Genomic DNA, 12,760 nt, shown 5'->3' on the forward strand with positions numbered 1-12,760 from the left:
CACGCGGCCTCAGTGCAGCCCCGACCTCAAGAGACCGACAGCCAGCCCTTCGATTGCGAACGGCTCCGAGTCGGAGACACGAATGGGCTGAAAGTCGGGGTTCTCTGGGAGCAGCCAAGCCCCCGTTGCATCCCGCCGCCACCGCTTGACGGTGACCTCATCGCCCAGGCGGGCCACAACGATTTGGCCATTGCGCGCCTCGGCGACCTTGCGGACTGCCAGCAGGTCCCCGTCCAAGATGCCGGCATCCTTCATGCTCATGCCTTTGACGCGCAGCAGGAAATCAGGGGTTTGAGAAAAGAGCTCGGGGCTGACCGCGAGTTGTTGTTCAACGTGTTGTTCCGCCAGGATGGGGTTGCCGGCGGCCACTCGTCCCACCAAGGGCAGAAGCAGTTGGGCCAAACCCGGCATGGGCAGTTCGACCTGGTGGCCGGCTGCGCTGCCCTTGCGCATGGCGCGCAGGGTCTCCGCTTGCAATCGAATGCCCCGCGAGGTGCCACTGACCAACTCAATCACGCCCTTGCGTGCGAGGGCCTTGAGATGCTCCTCTGCTGCGTTGGCGGACTTAAAACCCAACGTCTGCGCAATTTCCGCACGCGTCGGGGGACTGCCCGTGCGTTCGATGGTGCGGCGCACCAAGTCAAAGATTTCTTGCTGTCGGGGCGTCAGGGGGATCTTGGGCGTCATCGCTCGGGCTTCACAATGGACGGTCGGAGCTGGCCGTCTATCCAGCCACTGAATTTTTATACAGGAATCGCCAGATGCCAAGCCGAATCGTTGTTTTGGGGACGGGAGGCACCATTGCCGGGCAGGCCGCCAGCACCACCGATCACGTCGGTTACCGGGCCGGGGAAGTCCGTGTCGCGGATTTGGTCGCGGCCATTCCGGCCTTGCAGAGCCATGTGCTCGATTTCGAGCAATTGGCGCAGTTGGACAGCAAGGACATGGGCTTTGAGACGTGGGCCTTGCTGGCTCGCCGCACCCAGGCCTTGCTGGACGATCCGACCGTGCAGGGTGTGGTCATCACCCATGGGACCGATACGCTGGAAGAGACCGCCTACTTGCTCCACCGGGTGTTGAAAGGCCACAAACCCGTGGTGCTGACGGCAGCAATGCGGCCGGCATCGGCCCTCAGTGCGGACGGGCCGCAGAATTTGTTGGATGCCGTGGTGCTCGCCGAATCCCAGGGGGTTTTTGGCGTGCTGGTGGCGTTCGGTGGCGCGGTCTACCGCGGGGACCGCGTGCGCAAGGTCCACAGCTATCGTGTCGACGCGTTTGCCTCGCCGGACGCAGGGCCGGTGGCCTGGGTGGAGGCCGGGCAGGTGCGGCCCTTGGTTCCGTGGGTCGAGCCCGACGGGTGGGGCGTGGAGGGACTGCCGTTGCAAGCCCGCAGCTGGCCGCGGGTGGAGCTACTGTGGAACGCGGCCGGGGTGGATGGGGAGATGGTCCCCCTGTTGATCGCGCTCGCGCAGCGCGAGAACCGCCGATTGGGCTTGGTGGTGGCTGGGACCGGAAATGGCACCCTGGCGCAGCCCCTGGAGCGCGCGTTACAGAACGCGCAGGCGGCTGGCGTGCGGGTTCTGCGGTGCACCCGCTGTGCCGCCGGGCCGGTGATTCCTGCCCACGACTCCGATCTGCCCAGCGCCGGGGCCCTCAGCCCGCCGCAAGCGCGCGTGATGTGTTTGCTGTCGCTCTTGGCCGACGCAGCAGACCAGGTCGAGGGTGTCAGCGCTCGGAGCGTTGTGCCGCCAATGCCTTAAGAAAAACCGGCGACTGCCGCACGGCCGCGGATTCCCGCCAGACCCGTTGCGCCAGTTCGGGGTTGCTGTCGGCAAACGCCGGCGACAGCACGATGAAATAGGCACGCTTCTGGAGCAGGGGCTCGGCCCGCTGCAGTTGCGCACGCCACGATGGCTGTCGCACGAACACGCCTTCGACTTCCTCAACGGGTAAGGCGGCGGCTAGCACCCGGCCATCGACCAAGGCGGCCAGCGCGTCTTCGGTGCTGCGGTGGCTGTCGTCCACCGCCACCTGCTGCTGCCGCAACACGGCTGCGATGGAATACCCTTGCGGTACGGCCAGCGCCACGCCGGGCGCCAAGCTCCATCGCTGCCCATCCCAAGGCGATCGTTGACCGGTGCGCAGGTACAGCGCGTAGCCGAACGTGTGGTACGCCAGGCTCTCGTTGGGCTGTCCATCGCGCATGGGGTAGCGGTACAGGGCTTCGCGCTCGGGCAGGTAACTCATGCCCATGAGGGCATCGTGTTCACCCCGCTGCAATTCCAGCAGGCAGCGTCGCCAGGGTCGCTGTACCCACTCGAATTCCCAGCCCAAACGCTGCGCCAACAAGCGCAAAAAATCGTATTCCAGCCCCCGGGCGGTCGGGCCTTTGTCGCCCAAGCGCGGGCGGTCATTGGCCCCCAAGCGCCAAGGGGGCGAGGCCACCTCGTTCAAGCACCACCGCAAGGTGAGGGCTTGGGCAGGCACCCCAAACGCCAGCATCAGCACCACCAAGCTTGCCCGCCACAGCACGCCGACCGCCTTTCTGCGCTGGGGCCACGACCGCTGCGGCCCCTTAGCCCGACTCCCCAGGCTAAAAGTCATGGGGATGGGCGAACCCCCATCCTAACGGGCGGCCTCCTGCTTTCGAAGGGTCAATGGCGACAAAGGTGGCCAACACCCAACAGGGCGTCCAGGGCGTGTTCATCGATGGGGGTCAGTCCCTGTTGACCGACGCCGCGCTCAAAGAAGAACGGCTTGCGGGGTTTGCTGCGCACGGCGGGGCCGATTTCACTCAGGTCGGGATGGGCGTACAGCCGCCCGCCGACCATCACCTGATGAATGCGGTCGCTTTGACGGATGTCGGCCAGCACGTCACCATCCAGCACCACCACGTCGGCGAGTTTGCCCACCTCCAGCGAGCCGAGGTCGCGATCGAGCCCCAGCACCTGCGCCGGGTTCAAGGTGGCGGCCCGCAGGGCTTCCAGCGGGGTCATGCCGCCCAAAGCCAGCATCCACATTTCCCAATGGGCGCCCAGCCCCTCGCGCTGACCGTGTGCCCCGATGCTCACTTTGACGCCGGCGCGTTGCAATGCTGTGGCAGTTTGCGCCACGCGCAGCACATTGAAGTCCTGTTCAGGCGCCGTGATTCGCCGCACCGACCGGGGCTCCAAGATGCTGCGGGGAACAAAGCGCTTGAGGATGGGGTGATTCCAAACCTCGGTGCGGGCATACCAATAGTGTTCTCCGTCCAGCCCGCCATAGGCCACGTTGAGCGTGGGGGTGTAGCCCACGGGCGTTTGAGACCAGAGCTGGCGCACGTCTTCGTAGACCTCCGCCACTGGCAAGGCGTGTTCAACCGTGGTGTGCCCATCCACCACTTGGTTCATGTTGAGTTGGAACAGCGACGCGCCTTCGGGGACCACCATCATGTTCGTTTGGCGGGCGGCTTCCAGAATTTGTTGCCGTTGGTCGCGCCGCGGCTGGCTGTAACTCTTGACACTGATGGCTCCGGCCGCTTGGAGTCGATGCAAATGACCCAGCGCGTCATCCAGGTTGTTGACGACTGCCGTGACATCCGCTTTGGCGCCATAGAGGATGGTGCCGGTGCTGAAGATGCGGGGGCCGACGACTTGACCCGCACGCTGCATTTCGCTGTGCGTGAGGATGCTGCTGGTGTGATTGCTGGGATCGTGCAGCGTGGTCACGCCAAAGGCCAAGGTCGCGTAGTTGACCCAGCTTTGTTGCGGAATGAAGTGACTCTCGGCCATGGCGCCGTGCCAGTGCAGGTCGATCAGCCCGGGAATGAGGGTCTTGCCCTTGGCCTCCACGGTGAACGCATCGGCGGGAATCGTCACCGCGCTGCGTGGGCCGACCGCCAGGATGCGGGCGCCCTCGGTGACCAGTACGCCGTCCTCGATGACTTCATCGCCTTTGAGCGTGATCAATCGGGCCCCCACGAAGGCCACACGGCCTGGTGGCACATCTGACGGTTGTTTGAACCCGATGGGGGTTCCGGTCGGAGGGGGCGTAAATCCTTCTGAAAAGGCCTGGACGAGAGGCACACGGAACAGGCGGTCACCCAGGGTGTAGTGCAGGCTTGCACTATCGCCCGACCAGTGAAGCGACTCGCCCGCGTGCTGCGACAGCCGGCGCAAGGGCAGGGCGTCAACTTTGGGCCCGAGAGTCAAGGTTTTTCCGGTGCCGGGAAAAGGTGTGACGTAGGTTTGGAAGCGCTCCGTAAAGCCCAGCCAGCGCCCGTCGGGGGACACGGCAAACTCGCTAGCGAACTCGCTGCGGGCCAGAACCAGCTCTTCGCGTGTCGCAAGGTCCAGGCGAATCAGCCGGTGCTCGCTGTCCACCTCAGACAGCACCACATCCCGCGTGAACAGAACCGCATCACCCCCGGGCGCCCATTGGGGGCTGTGCCCATCGCGGCTGAGACGCTGCAAGGGTGTTTTCCCATCCACCGCGGCCAAAAACAATCCGTCTCCGAGCCCCTGCCAGGGCGTGGTGAGATAACCGCCCCGTGCCTTTTGGTAGATCACCCGCCGACCATCTGGCGACAAGCGCGGATGCAGGTATTTCCCGGCTTCTGGGGTCAGGATCGATTCCCTTCCGGTGGGCAAGTGGCGAAGCCGGACATGGCCCAATTTTTCGTCGTTCCAGGTGCTGTATACGATGGACTGTCCATCTTGAGAAAACGACGGAAAGAGTTCGAAGTGTTCGTTCTGGGAGGTCAGCCGCCGCACGGCGCCATCGGGCAGATCTCGGACATAAAGGTGTCCGAGCGCGGAGTAAATCACCCGGCTCCCGTCGGGCGCCGTCTGCACCCAGCGCAATTGCTTGACATCAAACTGCGGTGGGGCGACCGCCTGAGTCACCCGCAGCGGCTCACGCAGCTCGCGCGTGTCCTTGATGTGAAACGGAATCACCTGGGCTTTTTGATCGAACGGATTGACGCGCCAAAGGTTGCCGCGCGCCCACACGACCAATTCTTTGCCACCCGGCAACCAGGCCATACCGGGGTACACGCCATGAACGGACCAGGACTCTTGGAGATCCCGCTCCAGCGGACCCCAGGCCGGCCATTCGCGGCCGCTTCTCAAGTCTTTGAGGAACAGCAGGGACTCCTGGCGTCCAGCGTCGCTGCGAACCCGCCGAACAAACGCCAAGTACTGGCCGTCGGGTGAGGGCGTGGGCCGAATGGCGCCACCCGGACCGGTCACCAGCGGTTCGCTGCGGCCGTCCGTGAGGCTCTGCCGCATGATGCGAAAGAGCTCCCGATGGGAGTCCCGGTTGTACTCAAAGCTACGGCCCGGAGTGGCATCCTGCGAGTAGTAGAGGGTTTGACCATCGGGTGAAATCGCGGGTTCTCCCAGGTCCTTCTGCCAGTTGGGCTTCTCATTGAGTTGCAGGCCCTTGCCGCCAGCCAGGTGGTAGAGCCAAATCTCGCCCGATCCGGCCGATCGGGTTCCGGTGAAGTGCTTGCGCGCCAGGATGGCCTGACCATCCGGGTGCCAAACGGGGTTGTTCAGCAATCGAAAGTCTTCGGTGGTGAGCGCGCGAGCCTCGCTGCCATCGCTGTTCATCACCCAAATGTTGTCCCCGCCCCCGGCATCGCTGACGAAAGCGATGCGCTGGCCATCGGGAGAGAAGCGCGGTTGCATTTCCCAAGCGACCGAGTGGGTTAGCGCTTTGGCTTCGCCGCCTTCGATGGGCATCAGGTAGAGGTCCCCCAACAGGTCAAAGACGAGGTGGCGCCCGTTGGGGCTGACATCCACACTCATCCAGGTCCCGCTGCGGATGTCTAAATGCGCCGTGCGAACGGTGCCGGGCGGGGCATTGACCGACCACGCCGCTGACTTCGGGTCTTGCGGGGCCACGGCGGGCGCTGCCGAGACGGCCCCATTCCAGAACGTCAGGGCCGCCAAGAATGAGAGGACAGGAAAGAAGGAACGGGATTGCATGACGCGCATCGTGCCGAATTGCAGTGGCGGGTGTGAGAGGAGGCCTACCGGGTGAAAAAGGTCATGGCGCGCCGCCACAAGAAAAAGGGCACCCGAAGGTGCCCTGGTGGCGATGTGCGTATCGCGGGCGCTTAGACGACGGTCAGCACCACATCGATGTTGTTGCGCGTGGCATTGCTGTAAGGGCAAACCTGATGCGCGGTGGCGACGAGTTTCTCGGCATCTTCACGGCTCAGACCGGGCAGGCGAATGGCCATGCGCACGCCCACTCCGTAGCCCGTGCCTTTGGGCCCGAAGTCCACTTCCGCGTCGATCTGGGCGTCAGCCGGCACGCTGAGGCCGAGCTTGCCGGCGACTGCGCCCATGGCGCCCATGAAGCAGGCGGAATAGCCCGCCGCGAAGAGTTGTTCGGGGTTGGTGCCTTGACCGGTGCCGCCCATCTCGACGGGCTTGGCCAGGGTCAGTTTCAAGTCGCCGGTTGCGGAATGACCATTGCGGCCGCCGGTGGTGGTGGCACGGGCGGTGTAAACAACTTTGTCGAGAGCCATGGGTTTGCCTTTAGGGGTTGCGCCAAAAGCGCGGCACTCTAGCGAAGGCGAAAAAACCTTGGGCGTCTGGGGCTTCAGGCGGCGGGCGTTGATCCTGAGAGGATGGCTTCGACCTGCTCGCCCAACTCTAGCCATTCCATTTCGGCGGAATCCACGTCATCGGCCAAGGCCTTGAGGCGCCGCCCCACGTCGGCGATCCGCTGGGGCGTGGCGTTTCCGGTGGCCAGCTCGGCCTCCAGCGTTTCTCGCTCCTGACCCAGCGCCGCGAGCTGGCGGTCCAGTTGCTCCATGCGCTTCTTCAAGGGAGCGGCTTGCTGCCGCAGCGCGGCGGCGGCCCGTCGGTCCTCACGCTGGGTGACGGCGGGCTCCGTTGCTACAGGGCTCGCGGGCTCTTTGGACTCTTTGAGCCGGCGGGCTTCGTCGCGCGCACGCTCGTTGAGCCACTGCTGATAGTCGTCCAAATCCCCGTCAAAAGGTTGAACCGCACCATCGGCCACGAGCCAGAACTCGTCGCACACCTCGCGCAACAAGGCACGGTCGTGGCTGACGAGCATGACCGTGCCCTCGAACTCGTTCAGGGCGATGGAGAGGGCTTCGCGCGTCTGCAGGTCCAGGTGGTTGGTCGGCTCGTCCAGCAGCAGCAGGTTGGGGCGCTGCCAGACCAACAGCGCCAGCACCAGGCGGGCCTTTTCGCCTCCGCTGAGGCTGCCCACCACTTGGTTCACCATGTCTCCCGTGAAGCGGAATTGGCCCAGAAAATCACGCAGCTCCTGCTCGCGCGCCTGGGGGCTGATCTCTTTGGCCAGGCGCAGCATGTGGGCCAACGCGCCCTCGTCGGGACGCAGCACATCCAGTTCTTGCTGAGCGAAGTAGCCGATGGTCAGGCCTTTGCCTTCGGTCAAGGTGCCGGCCAGTGCCGGGAGCATGCGCGCGATGGTTTTCACCACGGTGGATTTGCCCTGGCCGTTGGCCCCCAGGATACCGATGCGCTGGCCGGCCAGCACCGTGCGGTTGACCTGGCGCACGATGGCGGTGTCACCGTAGCCGCAGGCCAAATCGCTCAGGGCCAGCATGGGGTTGGGCAAATTGAGGGGCTCACGGAACTCGAACGAAAACTCAGAGGCGGCCAGTACCGGGGCCAGCTTTTCCATGCGTTCCAAGGCTTTGACCCGGCTTTGAGCCTGCTTGGCCTTGGTGGCCTTGGCCTTGAATCGGTCAATAAAACGCTGAAGGTGTGCGATGCGGTCCTGTTGCTTGTCAAAGGCGGCTTGCTGGAGCACTTGCGCCTGAGCGCGAAGCGTTTCAAAGGCGGTGTAATTGCCGCCCCACCGCGTGAGCTTGGCGTGTTCCAGGTGCACGGTCACCCGGGTGATGGCGTCCAAAAATTCGCGGTCGTGGCTGATGATGATCAGCGTCCCCGGGTAACGCGACAGCCATCCCTCCAGCCAGACCAGCGCATCCAAGTCCAGGTGGTTCGTGGGTTCGTCCAGCAGCATCAATTCGGCTGGATTGATCAGGGTGCGCGCCAGCTGCAAGCGCATGCGCCAGCCCCCGGAGAAGCTGTTCACGGGCGAGTCCAACTGATCGACCTTGAAGCCCAGCCCAAGCAGCAGCGACTGCGCGCGCGATCGCGCATCAAAGGCACCGGCATCCTGCAACGCCGCATGGGCTTCGGCGATCAGGAGCCCATCGTGGGCGGACTCCGCGGACTCGAGAAGTGATCGAGCCTTTTGCAGGGTGAGATCCCCCTCCAGGACGAAGTCGGTCGCCCCTTGCTCGGTTTCGGGTAGGTTTTGCGCCACCTCGGACAAGCGCCAGGTCGGGGGCATGTCGGCATCGCCCCGGTCGGCGTGGAGCCGGCCTGCCAGGAGCGCGAACAAACTGGATTTGCCCGCCCCGTTGGCCCCCACCAAGCCAATCCGTTCGCCGGGCTGAAGGGTGAGCGAGACATCGTCGAGCACCACTTTGGTGCCGCGACGCAAGGTGACGTTGCGCAGAGTAATCACAGAGAGGGGGCGGGGCAGGCGGGGGGCGGCATCGTAACGGCCGCCGGTCGGGAGGACGGGGCGGTCAGGCGTCGCCGGTCAGTTGCTCGCGGGTCAGCAGCAGCACCATGTCGTCCCCAGCGCTGGTGGCCAACCAAATGGGCTGTAGGTAGGGAAAGGCCGCTTCAAAGTGCGCGCGCTCATGGCCAATTTCAAGAACCAACACCCCGTTGGGGTTTAGAGAATCGGGCAGGGCGGCCAACAACCGACGGATGAAATCCATCCCGTCAACGCCACCTGCCAAGGCCAGCTCCGGCTCGGCCCGGAACTCCGGCGGCAAGTCGGCCATGGACTGGGCATTGACATAGGGGGGGTTACACAACACCAGATCGAAGGTCCGACCGTTCACGGCGGCCAGACCGTCACCTTGCACCAACTGGACCCGGTGTCCCAGGGCATGCCGCTCGACGTTGCGATAGGCGACGGCCAAGGCCTCGGCACTCAGGTCGGCGCCCGTGACCTCGACCTCGGGCCACGCCATGGCGGCCAACACAGCCAAGCTGCCGTTTCCCGTGCACAAATCGAGGACCTGATGGGTGGCGTCGCTCAGCCACGCGTCGAAACTGCCCTCGGCGATCAGCTCTGCGATGAAGCTTCGCGGGACGATGGAGCGCGCGTCGATGAAAAAAGGAACCCCCTGCAACCACGCCTCCCCCGTCAGGTAGGCGGTGGGCTGACGGGTAAGGATGCGCTGGTTGATCAGGGCTTCAATGCTTTGCCGCTCGGCAGCACTGAGCTCCCGCTCGCTGTGGGTGTTTAGGCTGTCCAAGGGCAGCCCCAGGCGCCAGAGCACCAACCACGCGGCTTCGTCAAAAGCGTTGAGCGTGCCCTGCCCGAACGCCACGCCCGCGGCCTCCAGACGGGCGGCGGCGGTTTCAACGGCATCAATGAGGATCACGGCAGGCTTTCGAAAACGACTGAAGGAAGGATTTCGCTGCGGTGCCGGTCATTCACCCGGCATCACATCCAGCGTGATTTCAGTGAAGGTTGCTTTGTCGGAAACCTCTTCGGCTGCCGCCGCAGGGGCTCGCGAGGCCGGTTCCTGGGTGTTCTGCAGGCGCCACAACAAATTGGTTGGCGAATCGGCAAAGGCCAAGCCCTCTTCGCGACTGATGATCTTGTTTTCAATCAGCTTCGCGAAGTGCTCTTCGTAGGTCTGCGAACCTTCGGCCATGGATTTTTCCATCGCCTCTTTCACGCCGTTGAAGTCGCCCTGCTCAATCATTTCGGAAACGAGCTTGGTGTTCATCAGCACTTCAACCACCGGCACACGCCCCCCCGCGAGTGCGCGGACCAAGCGCTGCGAAATGATGGCTTTTAAACCCGCAGCCAAGTCCCCCAACAGTGCGGGGCGGCTCTCCGGCGGATAGAACGACAAAATCCGGTTCAGGGCGTGGTAACTGTTGTTGCCGTGCAGGGTGGCCAGCACCAAATGGCCCGACAGGGAATACGAGATGGCGGCCGTCATGGTGTCGCGGTCGCGAATTTCACCAATCAGGATCACGTCTGGCGCCTGGCGCAGGGCATTTTTCAGCGCGGTCTGCAGCGACTGGGTGTCTCGGCCGATTTCACGCTGATTGACCACGGACTTCTTGTTCTGGAACAGGTATTCGATCGGGTCCTCAATGGTCAGGATGTGCCCGGTCATGGTCTGGTTGCGCTTTTCCAGCATCGCTGCCAGCGTGGTGCTCTTACCGGTTCCGGTCGCGCCGACCATCAGCACTAGGCCCCGTTTTTCAAGGACCAAATTCCCAAGGGACTCCGGCAGTCGCAGCGTTTCCAATCCGGGAATGGTGTGCGAAATGTGGCGGAACACCGCGGCGATGGACCCGCGCTGTCGAAATCCGCTCAAACGGAACGAGCCCACCTTGGGGATGGAGATCGCTAGGTTTAGTTCTCCCTGCTCCTCCAGTTCCGCCAATTCCTTGGGCTGCAGAACCTCAGCAATGAGTTGTTTGGGCTGTTGAAAAGACAGGAGTTGATCGGAGAGCTGAACCACCTGCCCGTTGAGCTTGATCAGCACCGGCATGTTGGCCGATAAATAGCAATCCGACGCGCCTTTCTCCGCCATCAGGCGAAGGATGCGCTCCATGTTGCCGGACATGGTGGCTCCTTTCTAAAGGGCCGAGGAAACTCAGGCCCTGAGTAGTTCGTTGATCGAGGTCTTGGCGCGCGTTTGCGCGTCGACCTTTTTGACAATGATCGCAGCGTACAGGTTATAGCGCCCGCCGTCGCGCGGCAGGCTGCCGCTGATCACCACCGAGCCGGCCGGCACGCGACCGTAGGTCGTCTCACCGGTCTCGCGGTCATAAATGGGGGTGCTTTGGCCGATGTACACGCCCATGGAAATCACCGAGTGCTCTTCGACGATCACGCCCTCGACCACCTCAGAGCGCGCGCCGATGAAGCAGTTGTCCTCAATGATGGTCGGATTGGCCTGCAGGGGCTCCAACACCCCGCCGATGCCCACCCCGCCGCTCAGGTGCACGTTTTTGCCAATTTGGGCGCACGAGCCCACCGTGGCCCAGGTGTCGACCATGGCCCCCTCGTCCACATAGGCGCCGATGTTGACGTAGGACGGCATGAGCACGACGTTCTTGCCCACAAAACTGCCGCGCCGCGCGACGGCCGGCGGCACGACGCGCACGCCGCTGGCACGGAAGTCGGCCTCGCTCCAGCCGGCGAACTTGGGATCGACTTTGTCAAAAAAGGCGAGCTGCCCGGCGTCGGCATTGCCCATCACGCGGTTGTCGTTCAAGCGGAAGCTGAGCAGCACCGCCTTTTTGATCCACTGGTGCACCTCCCACTGGCCCACCGACTGGCGGCTGGCCACGCGCAGGCGGCCGGCATCCAGCTCGCCCAGCACATGGGCCACGGCCTCGCGAACCGTTGCCGGGGCATGGCTCGGGCTGAACTCGGTGCGCTGTTCCCAAGCGGTTTCGATGGTGGTTTGCAGGCTGCTGTTCATGACGGCTGACTCTCGATAAAGGTGCGAATGCGCTGCGCGGCTTGCACACAGGCCTCGACTTCGGCGACGAGGGCCATGCGCACGCGCCCCTGGCCAGGGTTGCGCCCGTTCGTCGGGTTGGTTCGGGCCAGCAGGCTGCCAGGCAGCACTTGAACGTTGCATTGTCCGAGCAGCGCCTTCGCAAACTCAATATCACAGCCTCCGCACAGCGTCTTGGGAACGCCGGCCCAAAGGTAGAAACCGGCGTCCGGTGCGGCCACGTCCAGCCCCTCCCGCAGCAGCGGCAACACGGCCTCGAACTTGGCTTGGTAGGCGGCCCGGTTCTCCCGCACATGGGTTTCGTCGTTCCAGGCGGCGATTGAGGCGGCCTGGACCACCGGGCTCATGGCGCTGCCGTGGTAGGTCCGGTAGAGGGTGAAGGCTTGAATGAGTTCGGCATCCCCGGCGACGAAGCCGCTGCGCAGGCCCGGCACGGAGCTGCGTTTGGAGAGGCTGGTGAAACTGATCAGACGGCGGAAGTCCTGGCGACCGAGCCGCGCGGCTGCCTCCAAGCTGCCCAGCGGCGGGGTGTCGCCGAGGTAAATCTCGGAATAGCACTCGTCCGCGGCAATGACGAAACCGTGACGGTCGGAAAGTTCAAACAGGCGCTGCCATTCGGCCTGGGGCATCACGGCGCCACTGGGGTTGCCGGGCGTGCAGACGTAAACGAGCTGGGTGCGCGCCCAAACCTCATCGGGAATCGCTCCCCAGTCAGCAGCGAAATTGCGGCTTGGGTCACTGTCCGCAAAGGCCAGCTGCGCCCCAGCCAGCAGGGCGGCGCCCTCGTAGATTTGATAAAAGGGGTTGGGGACCACCACGGTGGCCCCGGGACGGCTGGCGTCCACCACCGTCTGCGCGATGGCAAACAACGCTTCACGCGAGCCGTTGCAGGGCAGCACTTGGGTGGTGGCATCCAAATGCAGGCCGTACCGCCGATGGATCCACGCCGCAATGGCCGCCCGCAAAGCGGGGCTGCCGGCGGTGGCCGGATAGTTCGAGAGGCCCGCCAGGTTGTTCTTCAGCGCCTCCAACACCAGGGTAGGAGCGGGATGGCGCGGTTCGCCCAAGCCGAGGCTGATCGCAGACAGCGCCGGGTTGGGCGTCACGTCGGCCTGCAGGGCGCGCAAGCGCTCGAACGGGTAGGGCTGGAGGAGGGCGAGGCGCGGGTTCATCGGTGAGTTCGAAATAGTC

The 12,760-nt window shown here is 64.2% G+C and carries 10 protein-coding genes; 1 reads left to right on the plus strand and 9 read right to left on the minus strand.

Annotation, left to right across the window (positions count from 1 at the left end):
- Positions 1-9: 9 nt before the first annotated feature.
- Positions 10-687: a transcriptional repressor LexA gene (gene lexA / locus I7X43_RS08775; RefSeq protein ID WP_198100559.1), complete on the minus strand. Its 678-nt coding sequence runs from the start codon at positions 685-687 to the stop codon at positions 10-12.
- Positions 688-761: 74 nt separating this feature from the next.
- Between lexA and I7X43_RS08780 the strand changes: the two genes are divergently transcribed.
- Positions 762-1,760, plus strand: a complete 999-nt coding sequence (locus tag I7X43_RS08780; protein ID WP_198100560.1) for an asparaginase — start codon at positions 762-764, stop codon at positions 1,758-1,760.
- Here the strand turns inward: I7X43_RS08780 and I7X43_RS08785 are convergent.
- The 8 genes from I7X43_RS08785 to dapC all read right to left on the minus strand — a co-directional run bounded on the left by I7X43_RS08785 (position 1,726) and on the right by dapC (position 12,741).
- Entirely contained in the window at positions 1,726-2,532 is an 807-nt protein-coding gene (locus tag I7X43_RS08785) for a substrate-binding periplasmic protein (protein ID WP_198100561.1), read from the minus strand. The two genes, I7X43_RS08780 and I7X43_RS08785, sit on opposite strands and share 35 nt — an antisense overlap.
- Positions 2,533-2,654: 122 nt before the next feature.
- Positions 2,655-5,969 carry an amidohydrolase family protein gene (locus I7X43_RS08790; protein WP_198100562.1) on the minus strand — a complete coding sequence of 1,105 codons (3,315 nt, stop codon included), beginning with the start codon at positions 5,967-5,969 and terminating at the stop codon, positions 2,655-2,657.
- A 131-nt stretch (positions 5,970-6,100) separates the two neighbouring features.
- The gene (locus I7X43_RS08795; RefSeq protein ID WP_198100563.1) at positions 6,101-6,517 is read right to left on the minus strand and encodes an organic hydroperoxide resistance protein; all 417 of its coding nucleotides are present in this window, start codon (positions 6,515-6,517) and stop codon (positions 6,101-6,103) included.
- 74 nt (positions 6,518-6,591) lie between these two features.
- A complete protein-coding gene (locus tag I7X43_RS08800; RefSeq protein WP_198100564.1) occupies positions 6,592-8,523 on the minus strand; it encodes an ABC-F family ATP-binding cassette domain-containing protein in 1,932 nt (643 codons plus the stop codon).
- 64 nt (positions 8,524-8,587) lie between these two features.
- Positions 8,588-9,460: a 50S ribosomal protein L3 N(5)-glutamine methyltransferase gene (gene prmB, locus I7X43_RS08805; RefSeq protein ID WP_198100565.1), complete on the minus strand. Its 873-nt coding sequence runs from the start codon at positions 9,458-9,460 to the stop codon at positions 8,588-8,590.
- 48 nt (positions 9,461-9,508) lie between these two features.
- Positions 9,509-10,666: a PilT/PilU family type 4a pilus ATPase gene (locus I7X43_RS08810; protein WP_198100566.1), complete on the minus strand. Its 1,158-nt coding sequence runs from the start codon at positions 10,664-10,666 to the stop codon at positions 9,509-9,511.
- 30 nt (positions 10,667-10,696) lie between these two features.
- Positions 10,697-11,530 (minus strand): 2,3,4,5-tetrahydropyridine-2,6-dicarboxylate N-succinyltransferase, encoded by an 834-nt coding sequence (gene dapD / locus I7X43_RS08815; RefSeq protein ID WP_198100567.1) that lies wholly within the window; start codon positions 11,528-11,530, stop codon positions 10,697-10,699.
- Positions 11,527-12,741: a succinyldiaminopimelate transaminase gene (gene dapC, locus I7X43_RS08820; protein WP_198100568.1), complete on the minus strand. Its 1,215-nt coding sequence runs from the start codon at positions 12,739-12,741 to the stop codon at positions 11,527-11,529. The genes dapD and dapC overlap by 4 nt, the downstream gene beginning before the upstream one ends.
- Positions 12,742-12,760: the final 19 nt, after the last annotated feature.

Source organism: Inhella gelatinilytica (genome assembly GCF_016093295.1).
Classification (GTDB): domain Bacteria; phylum Pseudomonadota; class Gammaproteobacteria; order Burkholderiales; family Burkholderiaceae_C; genus Inhella; species Inhella gelatinilytica.

What these genes read in the sequence shown, in the direction of transcription:
- dapD (WP_198100567.1), bottom strand. Translation starts at nt 11,530, where the DNA reads ATGAACAGCAGCCTGCAAACCACCATCGAAACCGCTTGGGAACAGCGC.
- lexA (WP_198100559.1), bottom strand. Translation starts at nt 687, where the DNA reads ATGACGCCCAAGATCCCCCTGACGCCCCGACAGCAAGAAATCTTTGAC.
- dapC (WP_198100568.1), bottom strand. Translation starts at nt 12,741, where the DNA reads ATGAACCCGCGCCTCGCCCTCCTCCAGCCCTACCCGTTCGAGCGCTTG.
- I7X43_RS08780 (WP_198100560.1), top strand. Translation starts at nt 762, where the DNA reads ATGCCAAGCCGAATCGTTGTTTTGGGGACGGGAGGCACCATTGCCGGG.
- I7X43_RS08790 (WP_198100562.1), bottom strand. Translation starts at nt 5,969, where the DNA reads ATGCAATCCCGTTCCTTCTTTCCTGTCCTCTCATTCTTGGCGGCCCTG.
- I7X43_RS08810 (WP_198100566.1), bottom strand. Translation starts at nt 10,666, where the DNA reads ATGTCCGGCAACATGGAGCGCATCCTTCGCCTGATGGCGGAGAAAGGC.
- I7X43_RS08795 (WP_198100563.1), bottom strand. Translation starts at nt 6,517, where the DNA reads ATGGCTCTCGACAAAGTTGTTTACACCGCCCGTGCCACCACCACCGGC.